This window comes from Bartonella sp. B12(2025) (genome assembly GCF_053795135.1).
In genome coordinates this window covers 57,023-82,535 of the sequence record NZ_CP200031.1, presented here as the reverse complement: position 1 = coordinate 82,535, position 25,513 = coordinate 57,023, and the positions used below count along the sequence as shown (strand labels likewise).

General features: G+C 39.6%; 18 protein-coding genes. 2 read left to right on the top strand and 16 right to left on the bottom strand.

Annotated elements, in window-relative coordinates:
• Positions 1 to 545: 545 nt before the first annotated feature.
• Positions 546 to 2,372, top strand: coding sequence for a translational GTPase TypA (gene typA, locus V3564_RS00340; RefSeq protein WP_455480887.1), 1,827 nt, complete (start codon positions 546 to 548; stop codon positions 2,370 to 2,372).
• A 69-nt stretch (positions 2,373 to 2,441) separates the two neighbouring features.
• Positions 2,442 to 2,966: an inorganic diphosphatase gene (gene ppa / locus V3564_RS00335; protein WP_455480886.1), complete on the top strand. Its 525-nt coding sequence runs from the start codon at positions 2,442 to 2,444 to the stop codon at positions 2,964 to 2,966.
• Between the two features lie 27 nt (positions 2,967 to 2,993).
• Here ppa and V3564_RS00330 read toward each other — a convergent pair whose 3' ends face one another.
• The 16 genes from V3564_RS00330 to V3564_RS00255 form a co-directional block, all read right to left on the bottom strand.
• Positions 2,994 to 3,314, bottom strand: a complete 321-nt coding sequence (locus V3564_RS00330) for a DUF167 domain-containing protein (protein ID WP_455480885.1) — start codon at positions 3,312 to 3,314, stop codon at positions 2,994 to 2,996.
• Positions 3,315 to 3,338: 24 nt separating this feature from the next.
• Positions 3,339 to 3,632 carry a YggT family protein gene (locus tag V3564_RS00325; protein ID WP_455480884.1) on the bottom strand — a complete coding sequence of 98 codons (294 nt, stop codon included), beginning with the start codon at positions 3,630 to 3,632 and terminating at the stop codon, positions 3,339 to 3,341.
• Positions 3,633 to 3,968: 336 nt separating this feature from the next.
• The gene (locus V3564_RS00320) at positions 3,969 to 4,529 is read right to left on the bottom strand and encodes an invasion associated locus B family protein (protein ID WP_455480883.1); all 561 of its coding nucleotides are present in this window, start codon (positions 4,527 to 4,529) and stop codon (positions 3,969 to 3,971) included.
• A 109-nt stretch (positions 4,530 to 4,638) separates the two neighbouring features.
• On the bottom strand, positions 4,639 to 5,160 hold the full coding sequence (locus V3564_RS00315; RefSeq protein WP_455480882.1) for an RNA pyrophosphohydrolase: 522 nt from the start codon (positions 5,158 to 5,160) through the stop codon (positions 4,639 to 4,641).
• A 39-nt stretch (positions 5,161 to 5,199) separates the two neighbouring features.
• Positions 5,200 to 6,510, bottom strand: coding sequence for a S41 family peptidase (locus tag V3564_RS00310; RefSeq protein WP_455480881.1), 1,311 nt, complete (start codon positions 6,508 to 6,510; stop codon positions 5,200 to 5,202).
• A complete protein-coding gene (locus V3564_RS00305) occupies positions 6,500 to 7,783 on the bottom strand; it encodes a murein hydrolase activator EnvC family protein (protein ID WP_455480880.1) in 1,284 nt (427 codons plus the stop codon). Before V3564_RS00305 ends, V3564_RS00310 begins: the two co-directional genes overlap by 11 nt.
• A 96-nt stretch (positions 7,784 to 7,879) precedes the next feature.
• A complete protein-coding gene (gene rlmH, locus V3564_RS00300; protein WP_455480879.1) occupies positions 7,880 to 8,362 on the bottom strand; it encodes a 23S rRNA (pseudouridine(1915)-N(3))-methyltransferase RlmH in 483 nt (160 codons plus the stop codon).
• Between the two features lies 1 nt (position 8,363).
• Positions 8,364 to 8,816 carry a ribosome silencing factor gene (gene rsfS, locus V3564_RS00295; protein ID WP_455481484.1) on the bottom strand — a complete coding sequence of 151 codons (453 nt, stop codon included), beginning with the start codon at positions 8,814 to 8,816 and terminating at the stop codon, positions 8,364 to 8,366.
• Between the two features lie 35 nt (positions 8,817 to 8,851).
• Positions 8,852 to 9,454 carry a nicotinate-nucleotide adenylyltransferase gene (locus V3564_RS00290; protein WP_455480878.1) on the bottom strand — a complete coding sequence of 201 codons (603 nt, stop codon included), beginning with the start codon at positions 9,452 to 9,454 and terminating at the stop codon, positions 8,852 to 8,854.
• A 29-nt stretch (positions 9,455 to 9,483) separates the two neighbouring features.
• Positions 9,484 to 10,740 carry a glutamate-5-semialdehyde dehydrogenase gene (locus V3564_RS00285; RefSeq protein WP_455480877.1) on the bottom strand — a complete coding sequence of 419 codons (1,257 nt, stop codon included), beginning with the start codon at positions 10,738 to 10,740 and terminating at the stop codon, positions 9,484 to 9,486.
• Positions 10,741 to 10,788: 48 nt separating this feature from the next.
• Complete coding sequence (gene proB / locus V3564_RS00280; protein WP_455480876.1) at positions 10,789 to 11,928, bottom strand: glutamate 5-kinase; 1,140 nt, start codon at positions 11,926 to 11,928, stop codon at positions 10,789 to 10,791.
• 4 nt (positions 11,929 to 11,932) lie between these two features.
• Entirely contained in the window at positions 11,933 to 12,955 is a 1,023-nt protein-coding gene (obgE, locus tag V3564_RS00275) for a GTPase ObgE (RefSeq protein WP_455480875.1), read from the bottom strand.
• A gap of 173 nt (positions 12,956 to 13,128) precedes the next feature.
• Positions 13,129 to 13,857 (bottom strand): RlmE family RNA methyltransferase, encoded by a 729-nt coding sequence (locus V3564_RS00270; protein ID WP_455480874.1) that lies wholly within the window; start codon positions 13,855 to 13,857, stop codon positions 13,129 to 13,131.
• A 538-nt stretch (positions 13,858 to 14,395) separates the two neighbouring features.
• Positions 14,396 to 14,602: a hypothetical protein gene (locus V3564_RS00265; RefSeq protein WP_455480873.1), complete on the bottom strand. Its 207-nt coding sequence runs from the start codon at positions 14,600 to 14,602 to the stop codon at positions 14,396 to 14,398.
• Positions 14,603 to 15,929: 1,327 nt separating this feature from the next.
• A complete protein-coding gene (locus tag V3564_RS00260; protein WP_455480872.1) occupies positions 15,930 to 16,520 on the bottom strand; it encodes an invasion associated locus B family protein in 591 nt (196 codons plus the stop codon).
• Positions 16,521 to 16,522: 2 nt separating this feature from the next.
• Positions 16,523 to 25,435, bottom strand: a complete 8,913-nt coding sequence (locus tag V3564_RS00255; RefSeq protein WP_455480871.1) for a Vomp family autotransporter — start codon at positions 25,433 to 25,435, stop codon at positions 16,523 to 16,525.
• Positions 25,436 to 25,513: the final 78 nt, after the last annotated feature.

The window sequence follows — 25,513 nt, the reverse complement described above, 5'->3', positions numbered from 1 at the left end:
CAAGTTAGCGCCATCATTCTATTTGCCAGCCCTTAATGTTGCAACTTCTCTTGCATTAAGACAGTCTCTTAGAGAAACATCTAATATTTTCTCAATCGAATTTTATCCACACTTCAATCTCTCTTGTAACGTGCCAATAAGTCATTTTTTTTGATTCATAATAAAGTGATATAAATGAGAAAGTATTCTCGTATCTAGCACCCTAACTCAATATAGAAAACGATAGCTAAATAATTATAAGTCAACACCTTGCCAATACACAACTGCATCAGATTTGGATATTTATTTACAGGTAACAGCTACTAAATCTACTAATGTACAATACTTTGATTATAGGAGAGCAAATTGCATTACTGTTTTTTCTTAGCCTATACCTCATAAAAATGCTCACACAAGAAAAAACCATTGCAAACACTTTTCCATAAAAATATTTACTCCTCTTCCAAAATTATAAAAAAACATGTAAAAGGTTTTGTAATAATAAGATCAGAAGCGTAACAGCGCTTCCTCAAATGAAATTTCACTAAACGAAAAGAAGAAAGTTTATGCAATTGCGTAATATCGCTATCATTGCCCACGTTGACCATGGCAAAACAACACTCGTAGATGAGCTTCTCAAACAATCAGGAAACTTTCGCGATAATCAGCGTACCAGTGAGCGTATGATGGATTCAAACGACATTGAAAAAGAACGCGGAATTACAATTCTAGCAAAAGTGACGTCCGTTGTTTGGAAAGATACCCGAATTAACATCGTTGATACACCGGGGCATGCTGATTTTGGTGGAGAAGTTGAACGTATTTTGAATATGGTAGACGGAGCAATCGTGCTTGTTGACGCCGCTGAAGGTCCGATGCCACAAACAAAATTTGTTGTTGGAAAAGCATTGAAAGTGGGTTTACGCCCGATTGTTGCTATCAATAAAATTGACCGAGCTGATGCACGTGCTGATGAAGTTATCAACGAAGTTTTTGATCTTTTCGCCGCTCTTGACGCAACCGATGAACAACTTGATTTTCCCGTTCTTTATGGATCAGGCCGCGATGGATGGATGGCCGAATCACCGGAAGGACCGAAAGATCAAGGACTAAGTCCTTTGTTTGATCTTGTAACTCGCCATGTCCCTTCTCCTAGCGTAGCTGAAGGACCATTCCGTATGATAGGGACTATTCTGGAAGCAGATCCATTTCTAGGACGCATTATTACAGGGCGCATTCATTCAGGCTCTATAAAACCCAATCAAAATGTCAAGGTTCTTGGACAAGATGGAAAGCTTTTAGAAACTGGACGTATTTCGAAAATTTTGGCATTTCGTGGGCTGGAACGGCAACCTATTGAAGAAAGTGTTGCAGGTGATATTGTCGCAATTGCAGGTCTACAAAAAGGTACCGTTGCCGATACTTTCTGTGATCCTGCAGTCAATGAACCTCTCACCGCTCAACCAATTGATCCTCCCACTGTTACTATGAGCTTTCTAGTCAATGACAGCCCTCTCGCTGGAACAGAAGGAGATAAAGTAACAAGCCGTGTCATTCGTGACCGTTTGTTGAAAGAAGCAGAAGGTAATGTGGCCCTTAAAATTGAAGAATCAGCTGATAAAGACTCTTTCTATGTTTCAGGACGAGGAGAGCTCCAACTTGCAGTTCTCATCGAAAATATGCGTCGTGAAGGATTTGAGCTTAGTGTTTCACGTCCACGTGTCGTGATGCAAAAGGATGAAAACGGAGAAACTCTTGAACCAATCGAAGAAGTTGTTATCGATGTTGATGAGGAATACTCCGGAACTGTTGTTCAAAAAATGTCTGAGCGTAAAGGTGAAATGGTTGAATTGCGTCCCTCTGGAGGAAATCGTGTCCGTCTTGTCTTTTACGCACCAACTCGAGGGCTCATAGGTTACCAATCTGAACTTTTAACTGACACACGTGGTACAGCTATTATGAATCGTCTTTTCCATGCCTATGAACCTTATAAAGGAGACATTAGTGGCCGTGTCAATGGTGTTATGATTTCAAATGATAGCGGTGAATCTGTCGCTTATGCTCTTTTTAACCTTGAAGACCGTGGACCTATGGTGATCGATGCCGGTGTTAAAGTCTATCAAGGCATGATTATTGGCATTCACTCACGTGACAACGACTTAGAAGTAAACGTTTTAAAAGGAAAAAAGCTAACCAACATGCGCGCTTCTGGAAAAGATGAAGCCATAAAATTAACTCCTCCTATCAAAATGACACTCGAACGTGCTCTATCGTGGATACAAGATGATGAACTTGTAGAAGTAACCCCTAAAAATATTCGTCTACGCAAACTCTATCTTGACCCCAATGAACGTAAACGTTTTGAAAAAACACGCTCATCAAATTCAACCTAATTTCATGACTTTCTCGATCAAAATATTTTATTGTATCTAGCTTCATCACACTCTAGAAAGGATATTTACATGAATATTAAGGAAATACCCGTTGGTAAAAATCCACCAGAAGATATCAATGTCATTGTAGAAGTTTCTCTTGGTGGTCAGCCAATAAAATATGAGATGGACAAAAAATCGGAAGCCTTATTTGTTGATCGTTTTCTTCATACATCAATGGCTTATCCCGGAAATTATGGTTTTGTCCCACATACTCTTTCAGAAGACGGTGATCCCATTGATGTTCTTATTTGTAATACCCGTCCACTTATTCCTGGTTGTGTTATTAATGTTTGCCCCATCGGTGCTCTAATTATGGAAGATGACGGTGGCAAAGATGAAAAAATTATTGCCATCCCTACTCCAAAATTAACAAAACGCTATATCAATGTTCATAACTATACAGATCTTCCTGAAATTACACTAAAGCAAATCGAGCATTTCTTCGAACATTACAAAGATCTTGAACCTGGGAAATGGGCTAAAATTAAAGGTTGGCGTGATAAAAATTTTGCACATGAATTAATTAAACAAGCTATTGAACGCAATCAATAAAGAAACATAACTAAAAAAAATAAAAGCTTATTTTTTTGAAATGCAATCTCTTAAAGATTGCCATATCTGCTTTAGCTCTTCCAAGTGTGTTGAAAAGTGGAGCTGTTTGTAGCGAGATGTTGCGCCACTCTTAAGAGAAATACAAGAAGATGGAACTTTCCATTGCTTCGCTAAAAATTTAATGAGAGCTCTATTTGCCTTTCCATCTTCAGGAACAGCACGAAGACGTACAATCAAATATTGTTTTCCGTTATCTCTACATTCAACCCCCATTATTCTGTCAACGGAAGCTTTGGGGATGAGGTATACAAACAAAATTAAACCATTCGTATCAAATTGATGGAACATCTTCATTCATCTCATGCAGTATTTCTATAGATACATATTTGCATAAGCGCGCCACATAAAGATACGAATAAAATAAATAATTATGAACACTACAACAGGCGAAATATCAATTGTTCCAAAATTTGGTAAAACCTGCCGGATACGACTTAAAACTGGCTCAGTAAAGCGATACAGAAAGCTTCCTATCAAAACAACAAAACGATTGCGTGCATTTATGATATTAAATACATGAAGCCAAGACAAAATGACACTTGCGATTAAAATATCAATATAAATACTGAAAATAAGATCAATAGCTTGAAGCAATGTATACACCATGCTTTATTCCTCTTTCAATCAAAGAAACAAAAGATCGTATTAGAACTTTCATTAAAATCAGTCTGTTTATCAAACAATGGTTTTACACTCCAACATCCCTTTTTCCATGAAAAGGAAATCAAACATCCAAATTCTTCATCTCTATATTATAATGACGATAAAACCCAGCAAACAAATATCGAAATAAAAAATAGCTGATTAAAACGGAAGTAACGGCGAATAATCTAAAAAGAACACCCCTTATACAATAATCTCACCATTTTAACTGTAAGTATACTATAATAACGCTTAAACTAAAAACGGCCTTAAAAGGCCGTTTTCGTTGTATTTTTAAGATTATTTCTGCAAAGCAGTCAAACGATCAAGAGCCTTGCTAAAACCATTCAGCTGAACAAACAAATTATCCAAAGATGGCTCACCTGGAGCAGCAATTGTCATAGCCAACTTCAAATGCTTTCCAGCACGTAAAGTTGTCACATGATTTTTGTCAAAAACTACTGGAACAACGCAACCTGCTGGTACACAAGTCCGAATACCGGTCTTGATAACAGCCTTCCCTTCATCGACTTGTAAATGAACAGGCTTAGAGACCACAATACCAAAAGGAACCGTTAAATTACCAGATACAACACCATCAGCATTGAGAGTAACGTTCATAGCCACAACGACTCGACCCTGATCATTCACTTCCTGACGGTGCATAAAACAAACTTTTTTTCCCTCTTCTATACCACACCTAATGGTCCACAAACCGTAGGTTTCAGCCAAAGAAGAAGCACCATTTGGCAATGTTGCTGCTGCATCTTTCGTTGCAGTAGACTTCACACCTGATGCAAATGCTACAGAAGAAATACTCAAGAGAGTAAAGATTATAGGTAAATTAAATAACTTTTTCATATTATATTCCAATTCTTCATATAAAAGAGAAGTATGCTTATTATCTTTTAATAATTTTACATAATATAAAGCATCTTAATAAAAAATAGCTTTTTATATTGTATAGCTTTTATAATCGCTTAAAGCTACCTCGAAATTCATTGACCACTTTTATATAAACATGCTTTTTGAAAGAGATAACAATCGAAGGAAGGGTTTCTAGATCAACCCATTTCCACTGGTCAAATTCTGCTTTATTACCATCTGGTGGGGGATTAATCGTGATTTCAGAAAGGTCTCCCGTAAATTGAAAAGCAAACCATTTTTGTATTTGTCCACGATATTTATTACTTAATGTGCACCCAATAATTTCTTGTGGGAAATCATAATGAAACCAACCCTGTGCTTCCTTAATCAACTTTACAGACCGGATACCCGTTTCTTCATAAAGTTCACGGCATGCTGCATCTAATGGCTCTTCATTCTCATCGATCCCCCCTTGAGGGAGCTGCCAACGATTAGACATTTCGGCACTGACATGAGCGCACGTCACTAAACGGCGCCCAACCCAAACTTTACCTGCATGATTAAATACAACAATCCCAACACACTTCCGATAAGGAAGAGCTTTCAAATTAATCACTGTATCCATTCAATTATCCTCAAAAATCATAGCTGTAGACACTCTTTCTCACTTTAAAATATCCTTATTGGGATCTGATGGAAATGCTGCATTTGCCATTTCACCCCGTAACAGCTTATAAGCCTCATTCAATTGAACATCATCTTTAGGGTCTTGCGGAACAAAAGCAGCTGAACCAGACCCTTTATTGCTTTCTCTTTTCCCTTTGATATGCCCTTTTAATGCAGATTCACCAACTTTTACATCATAGCCTTTATATTTTTCAGGTAGTGGTTGCTCTACAGTAATATCAGGAGTGATCCCAGTTCCCTGAATTGAAGTGCCAGACGGTGTATAATAAAGTGCTGTTGTTAAGCGTAAAGCACCATTTTCACCCAACGGGATAATCGTTTGAACAGATCCCTTCCCGAAAGATTGTGTACCTAAAATTGTAGCACGACGATGATCTTGTAATGCACCTGCGACAATTTCAGAAGCACTTGCCGAACCACCATTAATGAGTACAATGAGAGGTTTTCCATTGATGATATCCCCCGGTTTAGCATCAAACCTTGTCACATCACTCTTTTTACGCCCGCGGGTTGATACAATCTCACCTTTATTGAGAAAGGCACCAGAAACACTAATAGCTTGGTCTAAAAGCCCACCAGGATTAAGCCGCAAATCAAGAACATATCCTTTCAATTTATCTTGAGGCACTTTAGATTGAATATCTTTAATTGCCGCCTGAAGGTTACCAAAAGTCTGCTCAGAAAACTGAATGATTCTTAAATACCCAACATCATTCTCAACGCGATATTTTACCGCCTTCACTTTGATGATATCACGAACGACTTTAATTTCAAGTGGCTTATCAACACCGGAACGAATAATTGTCAACGTAATTGGTGTTCCAGGAGCTCCCCGCATCTTATTAACAGCTTCATTTAATGTTTGACCATTCGTCTGCACCCCATCAATTTTTGAAATGAGATCCCCTGCCAAAATACCTGCTTTTGAAGCAGGTGTATCATCCATTGGAGAAACAACTTTAATTAAGTTTTTCTCCATGGTGACTTCAATGCCAAGGCCTCCGAATTCTCCCTTCGTAGAATCCCTCATTTCCTTGGCTTCTTCAGCATTCATATAAGATGAATGAGGATCAAGTGATGTAAGCATCCCATTGATAGCATTTTCAATAAGCTTTTTATCATCTGGAACCGTCACGTATTGCATACGTACTCGTTCAAAGATATCGCCAAATATGGCCAGCTGCTTATACGCATCACCTTCATTGTTAGCAGCAACAGACTGCACCATAATCATTGAACTCGCGCCGAGCAATACCCCAGCGACCAAAAGAATAACTTTACGAATCATTTTGGTTCCTTCTCGTTTTTTCAGTTCGCCACCAAGGAGTTGGATTTACAACCCTCCCCCGCTTTCTAAACTCAATGTAAAGCATTGGAGCAGTTTTTCCTATATCCAATGCAACACTGTTCGCAATAAATTTCATCCCCATCATTCCAAGAGGTTCACCTGCAAGAACAAACTGCCCCTGAGTTACGTTAATTCTCGACATCCCAATAAGAATGATATGATAACCATTTCCAACATTGAGAATGATTAACTGCCCGTAAGAACGAAATGGTCCAGCAAAAGCAACAAGAGCATCAGCAGGTGATATAACAACAGCCGCTGATTCTGTTTCAATCATTTCACCAAAGCGTGTAATATGCGAACTGTTATGAGCATGCTGAACTCTTTTTCCAAAAACAGGAAACAGTAAAGAACCTTTTCTACTTTCAAAATTGGACTTCTCTAACAATTGTAAATTTTTCCTTACCTGTATTGATACATCAGAACTAAGTTTTGATTGACGATCAAGCTCTGAAATCAACTCTTCCAAAGACCGCGCTTTTTTAGCAAGAACAATATTTTTTTGTTGCTGCTCTGTAAGCTCTTCTTCTGATTTTTTTCGCAGTTTGGCTTTTTTGTCTAATAAAAGCTCTAGACGCTTTCTCTGTTCTGCTTGATTTTGCATTTTAATCTTTAAAGCCGCATATTCCGTAGCAATTGAATTGCTCAAATTGGTCAACTCCTTGAGATTCTCTGTTAAAGCCTTTGTTTTCTCTTGCATCTTAAGAATAATAGCCCCTAATAAAACAGAACTACGTACAGAAGCTAACACATCCTCAGGCCGCACCATAAGAGCAGGAGGTGGATTCAGCCCCATACGTTCTAAAATAGCAAGAACTTCTGCAAATTCAGCGCGACGGCTTTTTAAACTTTGATGAACGTGTACTCGCTTTTCTATCATTTTTTTTAGCTTTTTTTCCCTTTCAGCAATATCATTTGCTACTACACGTTCTACTTTAGCAGCTTTTATTAATGCATCGCTCAAAGCACGCTGATCTTTCTTTAAACCCTCCACTTGGCGTGCAAGAAAAGTAACACGCTCACGGGAGATAGAAATATTTTGATGAATTTCTCTCAACGCTTTATGCGCTGCTTCTATACTATTCACACTATCTTCAGCATGCGATACAGAAAAGCAAAACGCCATACTTAAGAATAGCACGACAAATATTACGCATTCCTCATATAAACATTGTATCTTTCTATGAAGAAGCTTCTTCATTTGTCCAACCATTAAGTGTCATCTCATAAATTAGAAATGCTTTAAATGGTGTCACCTAAAACAATATTAATAAATGCACTAATAGATGCCCAAAATTGCATAAAAATGTTAAACACGATGATAAGGATGATTACTAACAATTGTTACAGCCCGATAAAGCTGTTCTATAAGTAATATACGCACAATTTGATGTGGCCACGTCATACAACCAAAAGATAAAAGAAAATCAGCGCGACTTCTTATCTGTTCATTATGCCCATCAGGCCCCCCCAAAGCAATTATTACATCACGAACACCTTCATCGCGATAAAACTCCAATTTTTCAGCAAAAGCAGACGATGAAATCGACTTTCCACGCTCATCCAACACGATTAATCGACACTTTTCAGGCAAAAACTCGATAAGCTTTCTTCCCTCTTCTTCCATGCGTTGACACGCTGTCTGAGCACGACTTTCTGATATCTCCTGTAGTTTTTTTAAATGGAACCCCACAGCTTCAGAACTTCTAGAAAAACGATCCAAATAATGATGAACCAATTCACGCCCTGCCCCCTTCTTCATGCGACCAACAGCAAAAATAGAAATTTGCATGTTAATGATCTCCAAAGTGAACCGACTTTGTATCGTTTAAATCCGGAGCAAGCCACATCTTTTCTAAATTGTAAAAGAGACGAATTTCTGGACGAAAAAGATGAACGATAATATCACCGGTATCAATCAATACCCAATCACCTCCCGCGAGCCCTTCCACACTTGCACGACCATATCCACTATCTTTCCAGGCACATAACAAATGGCCAGCAACAGCAGATACATGACGCTGTGAATGTGCTGAAGCTATAACCATGTAATCAGCTAAAGATGACTTACCATGAATATCAATGGAAACTATATCTTCTGCTTTTGTATCCTCCAAACTATTGAGAATAATTTTAAGACCATCAGCTACAGAAAAAAAAATTTTTTCTGTAGCTGATGCAATACTGTAAGAGTGTTTTTGTGAAACGTTTTCCAGATCAATATCCTTTCTTATCGTTTGGAGTATAAACAAAGAAGAACCTCTCTCAAAAAAGCAGAATCTTAAAAATATTCAAGAAAATCATTCTTCTTTAAACGAAGATTCGTTGAGGACTGAAAAGACAAAGGTCCATGTAAATAAGTCCAAGCCGGTGGTTTCATAAAAGGTAATCGTATACTTTCTCTCTCATCTAAACGAAAAGAACGATAAATGTGCGCCATAAAAGAAGAAAGTGCTGGCATATGCACAAAAGGACGATCAATAACTGCAATAGGAAGCATAGATACGATATCATGCCATCGGTGCCAATGATGAAACATTGCAAAACTATCTGCCCCCATAACCCACACAAAACGTACCCCGCGGCAATGCGTAAGAATATGAGAAATTGTATCTACTGATACTTTACTGCCTATGGCCTGCTCAAAACCCGTTACACGAATCTTTGGATGATCAATGAGCTTAGCACTTAGCCGCATTCTCTCATCTAAAGATGGTAAGTGCATACAATCTTTTAAAGGGTTTCTAGGAGTTACCATCCACCATAATTGATCAAGACATAAACGCCGAATTGCAATTTTTGCAACAAGAAGATGCCCAACATGTGGTGGATTAAAAGACCCACCAAAGAGACCTACAACATTAGATCTTTCAACATGTGGCATGCGATCTTTCCAAGGAAAAAATATATTTTTCAAGGCCTAATCTGTCCATTTCCTTTAATATGATACTGAAATGATGTCAGTTGTTCAACACCTATAGGACCACGCGCATGCATTTTTCCTGTTGCGATACCAATTTCTGCTCCAAAACCAAATTCACCTCCATCAGCAAATTGTGTAGATGCATTATGAAGCAAAATAGCCGAATCTAAACGATTAAAAAATATTTTTACCACCCTTATATCCTCAGCAATAATCGATTCCGTATGCCCCGATGAATAACGTTGAATATGCGCAATAGCTCCCTCAATACCTTCAACTGTTTTGACAGAAAGAATTGTATCAAGATACTCGCGCGACCAATCTTCTTCAGAGGCTAATTTGACGCCTTGCATAAGAAAAACAATATCTTCTGTTGCACGAATTTCACACCCCTTCTCCTGTAAAATAGTCAGAACAGGAAGAAACTTTTTTAATGCTTGACGATCAATGAGAACTGTCTCAACAGCGCCACATATACCTGTTCGCCGCAACTTTGCATTTAAAACAATATTACGCGCCATATCTAAATCTGCCGATTGATCAATATAAATATGACAGAGCCCCTCTAAATGCGCAAAAATCGGAACACGTGCATCAGACTGAACGCGTGCAACAAGGTTTTTTCCACCACGGGGTATAATAACATCAATCATACCGTCCAAGCCCCTAAGCATTTCTCCAACAGCACCACGGTCTGTCGTTCCAACCATTTGAACGGCATCTTTAGGAAAACCAGCTTCTTCCAATCCTCTCACCAACGCCGAATGAAGTGCATGAGAAGAATGAAAACTATCCGAACCTCCACGTAAAATTGCAGCATTTCCAGCCTTCAAACACAAAGCGCTTGCATCAATGGTAACATTTGGTCGACTTTCGTAAATGATACCAATCACACCAAGAGGTGTACGGACACGGCTAATATGAAGCCCATTTGGACGTATCCATTCACTCATCACTTGTCCAATAGGATCAGGCAAATAAGCAACTTGGCGAACACTGTCTATGATTGCACGCAAACGTAATTCATCTAACTTGAGCCGATCAACCATCGCTGCCTTCAAATTATTATGAGCAGCGTTCGCTAAATCCTGACGATTAGCTCGTAAGATTTCAGCTGATTGAGCCTCTAGGCTCAAAGCTATCATTTCTAATGCTTTGTTCTTTTGTTCAGAAGACATAACAGCTAGTACCGCTGCGGCATTGCAAGCTTTCCGCCCCATGTCTTTCATCTGTTCTTTTAAAGCCATATATTCACTCACTCTACCGAGATAATATACAAGGTAAAAGATAACTTTTTAAGCAGAAGTGGTCAAGCAGCGTAAAACCATATCATTACGATGCACCATAGCAGAGCGTGCTTCATATCCAAGGATAGATTCAATTTCTTCGCTTTTACACCCCATAATGCGTATAACTTCATCTTTACCATAACTCACAAGTCCACGGGCAATCTCAATTCCATTTGCATCAACAATCGCAACAGTATCTCCACGATTGAACCTGCCCTCAACCGCAACAACTCCTGCAGCTAATAATGATTTTCCAGTTTCAAGAGCCTTCACCGCTCCCTGATCAACCGTCAAAATACCAGATGGATCTAAATGACCAGAAATCCACGTTTTCCAAGCGTTTACAGGCTTTTCACTAGCAGCAAAAAAACTTCTGCGTTCCCCTCTGTCAATCGCCGCAAGAGGATTCATACGCTTGCCTGAAGTAATTATCATCGCCGTTCCAGCAGAGTTTGCTATTTTTCCAGCATCAAGCTTGGTCTTCATTCCTCCACGAGAAAACTCTGAAGCAGCAACATCTGCCATTTTTTCAATATCACTCGTGATTGATTCAATAAAAGGAATAAATTCAGCCGTTGGATCACGATGAGGAGACTTCGTATAAAGGCCATCTATATCTGATAAAAGTATTAAAAGATCCGAACCCATCATCGTTGCCACACGTGCCGCTAAACGATCATTATCACCATAGCGAATTTCACTTGTTGCTACAGTATCATTTTCATTAATAACGGGAACCGCTCCAAAACGCAAAAGTACATTAATAGTAGCACGTGCATTAAGATAACGTCGTCGTTCTTCTGTATCAAATAGAGTGAGTAAAACTTGACCCGTTTTTAATCCATATTGAGCAAGCGCATCACTATATGTTTTAGCTAATTCAATTTGTCCTAAAGCAGCACACGCCTGACTCTCTTCTAATTTTAAAGCCCCCTTAGAAAGTTGTAACAATGTCCTTCCTAAAGCGATAGCGCCTGAAGACACCAATAAAATCTCAACACCTTTTTGACGCAACTTGACAACATCACTTATCAAACTGTTAAGCCATTCAGTGCGTAAACCTAACTGAGGATCGACCAAAAGTGCAGATCCAACTTTGATCACAATGCGTTTATAGTGTGCAAGTTTTTGCAATCTAACTTCCATTTAATCAATCCTGCTGTTCCCTACTATCATCCTCTTTGCGTGCCATTTCAATAATATGTGCAACAGCACGTAGCACATTTTCTAAACCTTCACGACTGACTGCAGAACACATCATCACAGTTTTACCCGTGACTCTTTGCAAAATTTCTTGTTTGGCTTTACGCTCTTCAATAGGGAGAATATCTATCTGACTTAAAGCTATAATTTCAGTCTTATCACCCAGATTATTTCCATATGCCTTTAGTTCATTACGCACAATCTGGTATGCTTTTGCCACATCTTCTTCTTGGGCAGAAATCAAATGAAGCAAAACACGACAGCGTTCTACATGCCCTAAAAAACGGTCCCCAATCCCCACACCTTCATGTGCCCCTTCAATCAAACCAGGAATATCAGCCAAAACAAATTCACGGGTATCAACACGTGCAACACCAAGATGAGGATAGAGAGTGGTAAAAGGATAATCTGCAACTTTTGGTTTTGCAGCCGTTACTGATGCTAAAAAGGTTGACTTTCCAGCATTAGGCAAACCAATAAGCCCGCCATCAGCAATTAACTTCAAACGCAGCCACAGCGTGCGCTCTTCCCCAGCTAAACCTGGATTTGCGCGGCGAGGTGCCCGGTTAGTGGATGTCGCAAAATGGAGATTCCCAAAACCGCCATTTCCTCCTTTTGCAAGGCGGTAACGTTGTCCAACTTCCGTTAAATCGCAGATTAATGTCTCATTATCTTCTTCAAAAATTTGCGTCCCAACCGGCACTTTAAGGACGATATCATCACCCTTTTCACCCGACATGTTACGCCCCTTACCATGACCTCCTGTTTTTGCTCTAAAATGTTGCTGATAGCGATAATCTATCAGCGTGTTGAGCCCGTCAACGACAAGAGCCCAAACATCACCACCACGTCCTCCGTTCCCCCCATCAGGCCCCCCAAATTCAATGAATTTTTCACGACGAAACGATATCGCCCCTGTCCCTCCATTACCAGAACGAATATAGACTTTAGCTTGATCAAGAAATTTCATTGGAAACGCTCACTGAGGAATCAATCCCTCTACCTTTATAGGCAATGCATCAGTTTTACCAGTTTTTCATCATTTACGAAAGAAAAACTATTAACAGCATTACCGACAACTCTTTGAAAACATCCTTACATTATAAATATGTAAGTAAACTTAAGCCTTTTGAAAAGAAGAAGCTATTGTGATACTTCTGTTTTTCCCTTAAGTTCGAGTGCTAAAAGATAAAGCTCCACTGACTCTGATCGGCTTGCAGGTGGTTTAACGTGGTGAACTGTTTTAAAATTCTGTTTCAATGTAGTGAGAAGAGTGTTTTCTGCTCCGCCTTGAAAAGCCTTTGCTAAAAAATGCCCTCCAGGCTTGAGCACTGAAAGAGCAAAATTAGCAGCAACTTCACATAAATGAACCGTCCTTAAATGATCCGTCTGACGATGACCTGTTGTTGGTGCGGCCATATCAGAAAGAACCACATCTGGCTTCGTCCCTAAAGCATCAATTAACTTCTGCGGTGCATCTGCATGTAAAAAATCCATTTTCAACATCACAACTCCAGGCAACGGATCAACATGCAAATAATCAATACCAACCACACTAGGTTTTTGATCACTTTTCCCTACTGCACGTACAACGACCTGACACCACCCTCCCGGTGCCGCTCCTAAATCAATAACTTTTTGACCCTTTTTGAGAAATTTATAGCGCTCATTAATTTCGATTAACTTATAGGCCGCACGTGAACGATAACCATCCACTTTTGACTGATGAACATAAGGGTCATTCAAATGCCTCTCTAACCATCGCCGTGACGATGCTTTAATGGTTCCTGCCTTCTTCTTTACACGCTGATATAATTCATGGGATCCTGAACCACCATATCCGCCAGTCGGTGTTTTTATCGTTTTTTTCATCGTTATTCACTGTCTCCGTATTCTGCTAACTGCTAGCGCTTAAAGCTTTTCCCTGGCTAGAAGATACCATACACCATCGTGTAGCATCGATTCTATCAGAATTCCTTCTCTCAACCCATAATCAAAAAGCCTTAATCATTGGCTGGGTTAAACTTCTTGAATAACATCTAAAACTACCAGCTAAAATTAAACCCTCCCTCTCGTCCAATGCAAAAATTCGTTACTCGTTTTTATGTTCCATGACAGTAAAGGTTTCATTATAAGTGTAATGTCTGTATTATTCATCCAATACCATCAACTTGCCTCCAATCATAACATTCTAGCTTAAGTGTATTCCCATTAAAGTCGTAATAGTTCCAGAAATTTCCTAAAGATGAAATTTTGAGCCTTGAGCTAGAGTCCCCAACTTATAACGGCCTGAAAAACTCTGAACATAACTTTTCATTTTTTAAAAGTCATTTAAACTAACATCACTTTCCCCAAAGCGCCCAGAAAGCATAACAACACCAAAGTAAAGCCCACGTTATAATCTGTTCAGTTAAACGCAAAAACGCTCTTGAGAAACATCAAGAAGCACACTTGCATCAGTCTTCGGCTCCACAAGCATACCACACCCCGAAACAGCAAAACGCACTTTTTTTTCTCGAGCAACAGTTTCCAATTCAAAGCTTGTCTCATCCAAAGCGCGTTGATAAAATGTCTGCCATTTTTCGCCGAACAGTAAGTTTCTGTTGCAACCAAGCAATAACGCTTAATGCATCTTTGTTTTAGCTTTAAATAACAAAGCTTTAATCCTTCAAACGCACCACCTACCGCTTGTGTATTAAGAAAGCCGCTGTTTATTAAGCCTTCTCCAAATCGTACAATGCGTGAAAAAACATCAACAATGCGAAAATACCTTAGGTTACGATAAGAAGACGATTATTGATTTCCAAATAAAGTGCCGCATCAAGAAGCAGAAATTTTAATTACGAAAACCCTAGAAGAAAAGATTTTTAGAAACTTTTTTTAACACTCACAATTGCTCCTACTGTGAAATTAAAAAACTGTACCCAATTGAATAAATACCCGTTTCTGTTCATAATGTTCTTTTTACTGTTGTTTCTTTATATCAACAGAAATAGGAAACATCCTTGTCTCTAACAATAAAGAATGATTATTTTATTGCCATTACTGTGAATACACAATTGCTCTTCTCTGATCTCATACGCTCTTCCTCCCCTTGATTCTTTTGAACCATAATCTAATAGAGCTATTTTTCTTTATCCCTTGAGAGTTTTTCCAAAAATAAACAAATACGAAAATTCTTCTGCTTACTACTAAAGCTAAAGTAACCATGCAGCATTAAATTACAAATATCAAGAAAACATTACCTATTTTTTTATCATCAAGACTTTCTACGTTGGCATCATTAAAGTCTTTGAATAATCTTTTTGTTATTCCCTCAAAGTCGTACTTCTCTTTATGAATTTGAAATTGTAAGTTAATTATTCACGTTTACATCCAGTTTTGCAGTTTGCTAGCCTCTTTTTACATAGTTCACATGGAGTGCATCTCTATTGTAAAAAGATAATTTTATACTCCTAGAATTTTTTTGAACTATAACTCTCCCTCGTATTCACGAAATAACAATGTTGTAATTACACCCTGCAAAGTAACTGAATTCTTATGTCACATCATCATCAAAACTACTACAGTACTCCAATTGAGAATTATTGGTATCAAATAGGATCAATCTCAAATTCTTTAACAAACTTTTACAGAAATAAACCAACCCTTCTTACCCGCAAGATGGATATTTCTACTATTTTAAACTGCGTACTCTCAGTCATTTTTACTGTGAACCACTAACGTGATCACTCTATAAGCTATGTAGAAAAAACTATTCTGATTGATCTATTACATATAAATAATTTATTATAATTTTAACTTCGTAAAATACGCTCCAGTTTGAATAAAATATCTCTGGATCACATTGTATAAAACTTTTCACTAAATTACATTATTTAAAACTGAAAATAAAATGCAACGATTTATGAAAAATAATACCTGCTAAAAACACTCTATACAGTTTATCGTTGTAAAGAATAAAGTGCTGCACTTAGCCCTTTAAATGGCACAGTGAAAGAAAATATCTTTCCTTCTTTAACCTTATAGGAAATACGTACCTCTTTGTTCTGCTCTATTTGTTTAGTAAAAATTGGTCCTACCGCCGACTGCGCCAAGCAGAGCGCTTTACTACACTGCGTATAATGAATAAGGACAGGCTTTTTAACACCTTCTACATACATTTGAATAGGAATATTTGTATCAGCATTTGGCAACGTTCGCAAGAGCATTGCTGCTTTACCATTTTTCGTAGAAACAAGAGACCAACTAAAAATAGTATCACCCTCCTGATCATGAACAGTCTGTGTCACATTACATATGCCCTGCTTAAGCTTTTGTTTTTCATCGCAAATCAAAGTCCAATGATCAAACTGCATAATAATTCGACGTATTTCACCAGGCTCTCCCTTAGGAACAGATAAGTGCGGTGGATGAACCGTATAAACACTCTTGTTCTCGTTGGCGAGGCTCTCGCCCTTTCCTAATAAGGAAAGGACGAACAGAATATTTACTAAAACAATTCGCTTTTTTATAATGATACCAGTTCTGTTCATTATCATCTCAGCCTCAGAGTAATCCCAGCGCCTATTCCCCAGTGACCTCCAGCACTCGTTATAGATAGATTAGAACGAACATTTCCATTTTCAGATGTATAACCTGCTCCTATAGCAAAGGCCGATTGACTGCGCCATATACCTGCAGCCAATGAAAGACTTAAAGATCCAGGTGTATCATAGTAACGTAAATTAGATACTGCCAAACCAATAGCTGCTGCTTGTCTCGCCTCCTTCTGAACATCCTCAATACCATCATTTAACAGTTCAAACTGCATATCAGTATAGGTTTTAGCATCATCAAGAACACCATCCATGGGGACATTTGTTAAGAGGAGATTTGTTAAACGTTCATCCGTGTATTTCTTTGCATCATCAAGAATAAGATCTATCTGCTGTTTTGTACTTTCCTCGAAATCATGTAACTGACCCCCATTTACTGCTTCCTTAGATCCTTCCTCAATTTTACCATCTTTAACATTGTCTATCAAAACAGGGGCACTTTCATCTCCACCCGCTAAGGTAATACTATTCTTTTTCTTTCCATCCTCATTTCTATCATACGCAACAACAGCATCTGCTACTTCTACGATATCTTGTACTTGTTTATCAATAGTATCTACCTTGTTTTCAACCGCCGTAACCCTCTCATTCGTCTCCCAAAGCTGACCTCCATTTACAGCTTCTTTCGAATTTTGTTTTACTTCACCATCCGCTACATGCGTAACCTTGCTGTCCGCTCCCCCATGACTAACGTCATAAGCTCCCTCAGCCTCATTCCAAGTTACAACATTCGTTTCTAAAGCATGCGAGGCAACATCCTTTTCAACATCACTAATCCGGTCGTTGATACTCGATAGACTTCCACTGACAGCTTCAAAAGCACCTGAAACACTATCATAGTCTTTCATTTCAAACGCTTTACCATCAGAACCAAGCTGCACAACCTTGAAGATTGGTGCAACCCATTCTCCATTCTTATATCCAGCACCTCCACCAAAATACGATGCAAGCTGGTTACTCATAGAATAAAGCTGTGAACCATTAACAGCTTCCACTGACGATTCTGAAAGCACTCCTGCTTTTACGCCGGAAAGAGTCCGCGCCGCACCATCAATATTTGCAAAAGCAACTTCAGTACCGCTCTTATCTCCACCAATCGAGATAACACGTGTATCAGCATCTTGCTTCACAATGTTGCCATCTACTACTTTGTTAATCTCATTGGTAAGCTCTTTATTAAGATACGTGAAGGCAGCATTAACACCATCAAAAGCACTGACAAGATTCGTGTAGCTTTCCTCAGCTTCTGTGCCATCAGCATTGAAAACCTTTACCCTAAAGGTAGGAGCTTTCCAAACTCCATTCTCACCTTCTTCAACTTCACCACCCAAATACGTCGCAAGCTGCTCGTTCAGCGAATAGAGCTGACCACCCGTAATCGCATCCGTAGAGCCAGAAGCAATCTCCCCATCTAAAAGATGGCTAATCTTGCTCTTTTTCTTTGAGCTATCCTCACCATGATCGGCAACAAAGGCATTATCAGTCGCACTCCATAATAAGCTATCACCTTTAACTTTTGTAGAGATACTTTCTATGCTCTGAGCAAGCTTTTCGGACTCTTCCTTCAGATTATCACTTACACTCTTAACACTTGCATCAAGTTGACCTTTATTGACAACTTCATCAGCCTTCACTGCTGCTTTCACACCGGAAAGGGTTCGTGGATTACTTTCACTGTTGGCAATATTGATTGCAGTGCCTTCTACCTCTTTACCAATACTAATGAGATTCGTTGCTTTGTCTTTCTTAACAAGACTCTCACCTCTTACATTGCCAACCTCATCATTAATCTTCTGTGTAATCTCATCGTTAATGCTATTCTGCATATTTGTGAAAGAACTGCCAACTCCAGCCAAGGCTTCTGCAACATTATCATAAGTCTTATCTTCGGAGCTACCATCCTCTTTAACTGTATGAACTGTCAAACTAGGAGCTTTCCAAACTCCATTCTCACCACCGTCAACTTCACCACCAAAATATGTCGTAAGCTGCTCGTTCAGCGAATAGAGCTGACCACCCGTAATCGCATCCGTAGAGCCAGAAGCAATCTCCCCATCTAAAAGATGGCTAATCTTGCTCTTTTTCTTTGAGCTATCCTCACCATGATCGGCAACAAAGGCATTATCAGTCGCACTCCATAATAAGCTATCACCTTTAACTTTTGTAGAGATACTTTCTATGCTCTGAGCAAGCTTTTCGGACTCTTCCTTCAGATTATCACTTACACTCTTAACACTTGCATCAAGTTGACCTTTATTGACAACTTCATCAGCCTTCACTGCTGCTTTCACACCGGAAAGGGTTCGTGGATTACTTTCACTGTTGGCAATATTGATTGCAGTGCCTTCTACCTCTTTACCAATACTAATGAGATTCGTTGCTTTGTCTTTCTTAACAAGACTCTCACCTCTTACATTGCCAACCTCATCATTAATCTTCTGTGTAATCTCATCGTTAATGCTATTCTGCATATTTGTGAAAGAACTGCCAACTCCAGCCAAGGCTTCTGCAACATTATCATAAGTCTTATCTTCGGAGCTACCATCCTCTTTAACTGTATGAACTGTCAAACTAGGAGCTTTCCAAACTCCATTCTCACCTTCTTCAACTTCACCACCCAAATACGTCGCAAGCTGCTCGTTCAGCGAATAGAGCTGACCACCCGTAATCGCATCCGTAGAGCCAGAAGCAATCTCCCCATCTAAAAGATGGCTAATCTTGCTCTTTTTCTTTGAGCTATCCTCACCATGATCGGCAACAAAGGCATTATCAGTCGCACTCCATAATAAGCTATCACCTTTAACTTTTGTAGAGATACTTTCTATGCTCTGAGCAAGCTTTTCGGACTCTTCCTTCAGATTATCACTTACACTCTTAACACTTGCATCAAGTTGACCTTTATTGACAACTTCATCAGCCTTCACTGCTGCTTTCACACCGGAAAGGGTTCGTGGATTACTTTCACTGTTGGCAATATTGATTGCAGTGCCTTCTACCTCTTTACCAATACTAATGAGATTCGTTGCTTTGTCTTTCTTAACAAGACTCTCACCTCTTACATTGCCAACCTCATCATTAATCTTCTGTGTAATCTCATCGTTAATGCTATTCTGCATATTTGTGAAAGAACTGCCAACTCCAGCCAAGGCTTCTGCAACATTATCATAAGTCTTATCTTCGGAGCTACCATCCTCTTTAACTGTATGAACTGTCAAACTAGGAGCTTTCCAAACTCCATTCTCACCACCGTCAACTTCACCACCAAAATATGTCGTAAGCTGCTCGTTCAGCGAATAGAGCTGACCACCCGTAATCGCATCCGTAGAGCCAGAAGCAATCTCCCCATCTAAAAGATGGCTAATCTTGCTCTTTTTCTTTGAGCTATCCTCACCATGATCGGCAACAAAGGCATTATCAGTCGCACTCCATAATAAGCTATCACCTTTAACTTTTGTAGAGATACTTTCTATGCTCTGAGCAAGCTTTTCGGACTCTTCCTTCAGATTATCACTTACACTCTTAACACTTGCATCAAGTTGACCTTTATTGACAACTTCATCAGCCTTCACTGCTGCTTTCACACCGGAAAGGGTTCGTGGATTACTTTCACTGTTGGCAATATTGATTGCAGTGCCTTCTACCTCTTTACCAATACTAATGAGATTCGTTGCTTTGTCTTTCTTAACAAGACTCTCACCTCTTACATTGCCAACCTCATCATTAATCTTCTGTGTAATCTCATCGTTAATGCTATTCTGCATATTTGTGAAAGAACTGCCAACTCCAGCCAAGGCTTCTGCAACATTATCATAAGTCTTATCTTCGGAGCTACCATCCTCTTTAACTGTATGAACTGTCAAACTAGGAGCTTTCCAAACTCCATTCTCACCACCGTCAACTTCACCACCAAAATATGTCGTAAGCTGCTCGTTCAGCGAATAGAGCTGACCACCCGTAATCGCATCCGTAGAGCCAGAAGCAATCTCCCCATCTAAAAGATGGCTAATCTTGCTCTTTTTCTTTGAGCTATCCTCACCATGATCGGCAACAAAGGCATTATCAGTCGCACTCCATAATAAGCTATCACCTTTAACTTTTGTAGAGATACTTTCTATGCTCTGAGCAAGCTTTTCGGACTCTTCCTTCAGATTATCACTTACACTCTTAACACTTGCATCAAGTTGACCTTTATTGACAACTTCATCAGCCTTCACTGCTGCTTTCACACCGGAAAGGGTTCGTGGATTACTTTCACTGTTGGCAATATTGATTGCAGTGCCTTCTACCTCTTTACCAATACTAATGAGATTCGTTGCTTTGTCTTTCTTAACAAGACTCTCACCTCTTACATTGCCAACCTCATCATTAATCTTCTGTGTAATCTCATCGTTAATGCTATTCTGCATATTTGTGAAAGAACTGCCAACTCCAGCCAAGGCTTCTGCAACATTATCATAAGTCTTATCTTCGGAGCTACCATCCTCTTTAACTGTATGAACTGTCAAACTAGGAGCTTTCCAAACTCCATTCTCACCTTCTTCAACTTCACCACCAAAATATGTCGTAAGCTGCTCGTTCAGCGAATAGAGCTGACCACCCGTAATCGCATCCGTAGAGCCAGAAGCAATCTCCCCATCTAAAAGATGGCTAATCTTGCTCTTTTTCTTTGAGCTATCCTCACCATGATCGGCAACAAAGGCATTATCAGTCGCACTCCATAATAAGCTATCACCTTTAACTTTTGTAGAGATACTTTCTATGCTCTGAGCAAGCTTTTCGGACTCTTCCTTCAGATTATCACTTACACTCTTAACACTTGCATCAAGTTGACCTTTATTGACAACTTCATCAGCCTTCACTGCTGCTTTCACACCGGAAAGGGTTCGTGGATTACTTTCACTGTTGGCAATATTGATTGCAGTGCCTTCTACCTCTTTACCAATACTAATGAGATTCGTTGCTTTGTCTTTCTTAACAAGACTCTCACCTCTTACATTGCCAACCTCATCATTAATCTTCTGTGTAATCTCATCGTTAATGCTATTCTGCATATTTGTGAAAGAACTGCCAACTCCAGCCAAGGCTTCTGCAACATTATCATAAGTCTTATCTTCGGAGCTACCATCCTCTTTAACTGTATGAACTGTCAAACTAGGAGCTTTCCAAACTCCATTCTCACCTTCTTCAACTTCACCACCCAAATACGTCGCAAGCTGCTCGTTCAGCGAATAGAGCTGACCACCCGTAATCGCATCCGTAGAGCCAGAAGCAATCTCCCCATCTAAAAGATGGCTAATCTTGCTCTTTTTCTTTGAGCTATCCTCACCATGATCGGCAACAAAGGCATTATCAGTCGCACTCCATAATAAGCTATCACCTTTAACTTTTGTAGAGATACTTTCTATGCTCTGAGCAAGCTTTTCGGACTCTTCCTTCAGATTATCACTTACACTCTTAACACTTGCATCAAGTTGACCTTTATTGACAACTTCATCAGCCTTCACTGCTGCTTTCACACCGGAAAGGGTTCGTGGATTACTTTCACTGTTGGCAATATTGATTGCAGTGCCTTCTACCTCTTTACCAATACTAATGAGATTCGTTGCTTTGTCTTTCTTAACAAGACTCTCACCTCTTACATTGCCAACCTCATCATTAATCTTCTGTGTAATCTCATCGTTAATGCTATTCTGCATATTTGTGAAAGAACTGCCAACTCCAGCCAAGGCTTCTGCAACATTATCATAAGTCTTATCTTCGGAGCTACCATCCTCTTTAACTGTATGAACTGTCAAACTAGGAGCTTTCCAAACTCCATTCTCACCACCGTCAACTTCACCACCAAAATATGTCGTAAGCTGCTCGTTCAGCGAATAGAGCTGACCACCCGTAATCGCATCCGTAGAGCCAGAAGCAATCTCCCCATCTAAAAGATGGCTAATCTTGCTCTTTTTCTTTGAGCTATCCTCACCATGATCGGCAACAAAGGCATTATCAGTCGCACTCCATAATAAGCTATCACCTTTAACTTTTGTAGAGATACTTTCTATGCTCTGAGCAAGCTTTTCGGACTCTTCCTTCAGATTATCACTTACACTCTTAACACTTGCATCAAGTTGACCTTTATTGACAACTTCATCAGCCTTCACTGCTGCTTTCACACCGGAAAGGGTTCGTGGATTACTTTCACTGTTGGCAATATTGATTGCAGTGCCTTCTACCTCTTTACCAATACTAATGAGATTCGTTGCTTTGTCTTTCTTAACAAGACTCTCACCTCTTACATTGCCAACCTCATCATTAATCTTCTGTGTAATCTCATCGTTAATGCTATTCTGCATATTTGTGAAAGAACTGCCAACTCCAGCCAAGGCTTCTGCAACATTATCATAAGTCTTATCTTCGGAGCTACCATCCTCTTTAACTGTATGAACTGTCAAACTAGGAGCTTTCCAAACTCCATTCTCACCTTCTTCAACTTCACCACCAAAATATGTCGCAAGCTGCTCGTTCAGCGAATAGAGCTGACCACCCGTAATCGCATCCGTAGAGCCAGAAGCAATCTCCCCATCTAAAAGATGGCTAATCTTGCTCTTTTTCTTTGAGCTATCCTCACCATGATCGGCAACAAAGGCACTATCAGTCGCACTCCATAATAAGGCATCACCTTTAACTTTTGTAGAGATACTTTCTATGCTCTGAGTAAGCTTTTCGGACTCTTCCTTCAGATTATCACTTACACTCTTAACACTTGCATCAAGTTGACCTTTATTGACAACTTCATCAGCCTTCACTGCTGCTTTCACACCGGAAAGGGTTCGTGGGTTACTTTCACTGTTGGCAATATTGATTTCAGTGCCTTCTACCTCTTTACCAATGTTAATGAGATTCGTTTCTTTGTCTTTCTTAACAAGACTCTCACCTCTTACATTGCCAACCTCATCATTAATCTTCTGTGTAATCTCATCGTTAATGCTATTCTGCATATTTGTGAAAGAACTACCAACTCCAGCCAAGGCTTCTGCAAGATTATCATAAGTCTTATCTTCGGAACTGCCATCATCTTTAACAGTTTTAAGCTTAAATGTTGGAGCAGTCCATGTGCCATCCTCATATTTAGCATCTCCTCCAAAGAATTCTGCTATACTCGTGGCTGTTGTTTGTAAATCACCAGATATAGTATTTAGCTCCTGTTTCACAGCAAAAAGCTGTGAGCCAGTTACTGCTTCACTTGAAGTTTCCGAGAGTAAACCATCCTTTATACCAGAAATAGCACGCTTCTCTTTATTCTTGTTAGAAACATCAACTGTATCACCACCTGTTTCCGCACCAATCATGAGATGCTCAGTTTCGGCATCTTGTTTAATGAAGTAAGAATCCTTTAGCTGTTGTTCCGTTTTCTTTAGCTGCGCAAAATTCACTGCATCGGTATCTTCAGTACTCGTTGCCACATTCGTAATTTTTTTCTCTCCGGCATCAATACCAACAGTCGTTATTTTAGGACCACCAGTAATTACTAAGCCTGTCTCATCTAAGGAAACATTTTCCCCTAGATTTATACGATCCAGCGTAACTTCTTTCGCTAAATTAAATGTCAGTCCGTTGCTGTCTTCGCTTTCTATAATTTTTAAATTTTCACTTCCAACCAAAAAATCTACTGTATTACCTTCTTCAATGTCTGTTAATTCTTCTCCATTAACAGAAAGCCTCCACTTTTTTGTTGCAAACTCTCTTACAGCTTTTAACTGCGCAACATTTACTGCATCCGTATCTTGAGCACCAGCAGCCACTCCTGTAATTTGCCGTGTTGTTCCACTTTTAGAAGTACCAAAATCACCAACAGCAAAAGCTCCTGCAGAGCTTTTCCATGCCGCAGTACCATTTTCTGACGAATTATCCCCTATAGGGTCATAACCAGAAACACCAGCTTCAGCCCGAGACACAGATCCAGAACCCACAGCGACACCCCCCGTGACAAGAACTGTCGCATTTGCACCTAAAGCAACTGAAGAATCCTCTTTACTGGAAGAGTGATAACCTATAGCAATCGACTTTTCACCAGCCGCTATTACTGAAGACTCATCTTCACCACCACCTATCGCAATAGAATTAGCCCCTTGAGCTTGAGCCCGCGTGCCTATAGCAACACCATGCTCACCCTTTGCAACCGTAAGTCCACCCAAAGCAATCGCGGAATTTCCAGATGCTTCTGACCCTACACCGACAGCGGTAGCTACCCTCCCACTTGCAAGCGAAGCAACACCAAAAGCTTGAGATCCCCCAGTAAGCGCAGTTGAATTTGCACCAAATGCTGTTGAATAGTTCCCTGAGGCATAAGCCCCACAACCCGTCACAAAAGAGTAAACACCATAAGCTTCAGGCAAAATATTTCCACGACCACCAGTCGTATTTCCCATAAAACCAGTACCCGGCGCCCCACTGACAGCCGGTCTTGTCATTCCGTTACCACTCCAAACCTCTCGCGAAGTGGTCTCACTATAAGGAGAATATTTACCAAACTCTGTATATTCAAGAAATCTCTTGTATTCCTCCTCTACTCTTATCGCACCCTCCCCATTTGTAGTAAGGCCTCCACGACCAATAACTTCATCCGCACCACAGAAATCATCATCACCAGAAAAAACAACACTACCATGACTGCCCCTCGCATACGAAGTACCGGCACCGTTTGTACCCAGAAGACTACCCCCTGTTATTGCAAGATTCGCAGCTGAAACAGGTGAAACATTCGATAACATCACAACCATTTCGGTCAATAAAAAGACATTAACAAAAGAAAAACAAGAAGACTTCAAACTACTGGCTATTCGTGTGGTGTGCAATTTTTTCATAATAAACTCTCCAATAAAAAAACTTTAAAACATACCCAAAACACAAAAAGAACACATTTTAGTGCTAGCCATTCGCTC

Excerpts from the sequence above, each read along its gene's own strand:
- typA (WP_455480887.1), top strand. The coding sequence starts at position 546 with ATGCAATTGCGTAATATCGCTATCATTGCCCACGTTGACCATGGCAAA.
- ppa (WP_455480886.1), top strand. The coding sequence starts at position 2,442 with ATGAATATTAAGGAAATACCCGTTGGTAAAAATCCACCAGAAGATATC.
- V3564_RS00330 (WP_455480885.1), bottom strand. The coding sequence starts at position 3,314 with ATGTTCCATCAATTTGATACGAATGGTTTAATTTTGTTTGTATACCTC.
- V3564_RS00325 (WP_455480884.1), bottom strand. The coding sequence starts at position 3,632 with ATGGTGTATACATTGCTTCAAGCTATTGATCTTATTTTCAGTATTTAT.
- V3564_RS00320 (WP_455480883.1), bottom strand. The coding sequence starts at position 4,529 with ATGAAAAAGTTATTTAATTTACCTATAATCTTTACTCTCTTGAGTATT.
- V3564_RS00315 (WP_455480882.1), bottom strand. The coding sequence starts at position 5,160 with ATGGATACAGTGATTAATTTGAAAGCTCTTCCTTATCGGAAGTGTGTT.
- V3564_RS00310 (WP_455480881.1), bottom strand. The coding sequence starts at position 6,510 with ATGATTCGTAAAGTTATTCTTTTGGTCGCTGGGGTATTGCTCGGCGCG.
- V3564_RS00305 (WP_455480880.1), bottom strand. The coding sequence starts at position 7,783 with ATGGTTGGACAAATGAAGAAGCTTCTTCATAGAAAGATACAATGTTTA.
- rlmH (WP_455480879.1), bottom strand. The coding sequence starts at position 8,362 with ATGCAAATTTCTATTTTTGCTGTTGGTCGCATGAAGAAGGGGGCAGGG.
- V3564_RS00290 (WP_455480878.1), bottom strand. The coding sequence starts at position 9,454 with ATGCCACATGTTGAAAGATCTAATGTTGTAGGTCTCTTTGGTGGGTCT.
- V3564_RS00285 (WP_455480877.1), bottom strand. The coding sequence starts at position 10,740 with ATGGCTTTAAAAGAACAGATGAAAGACATGGGGCGGAAAGCTTGCAAT.
- proB (WP_455480876.1), bottom strand. The coding sequence starts at position 11,928 with ATGGAAGTTAGATTGCAAAAACTTGCACACTATAAACGCATTGTGATC.
- obgE (WP_455480875.1), bottom strand. The coding sequence starts at position 12,955 with ATGAAATTTCTTGATCAAGCTAAAGTCTATATTCGTTCTGGTAATGGA.
- V3564_RS00270 (WP_455480874.1), bottom strand. The coding sequence starts at position 13,857 with ATGAAAAAAACGATAAAAACACCGACTGGCGGATATGGTGGTTCAGGA.
- V3564_RS00260 (WP_455480872.1), bottom strand. The coding sequence starts at position 16,520 with ATGAACAGAACTGGTATCATTATAAAAAAGCGAATTGTTTTAGTAAAT.
- V3564_RS00255 (WP_455480871.1), bottom strand. The coding sequence starts at position 25,435 with ATGAAAAAATTGCACACCACACGAATAGCCAGTAGTTTGAAGTCTTCT.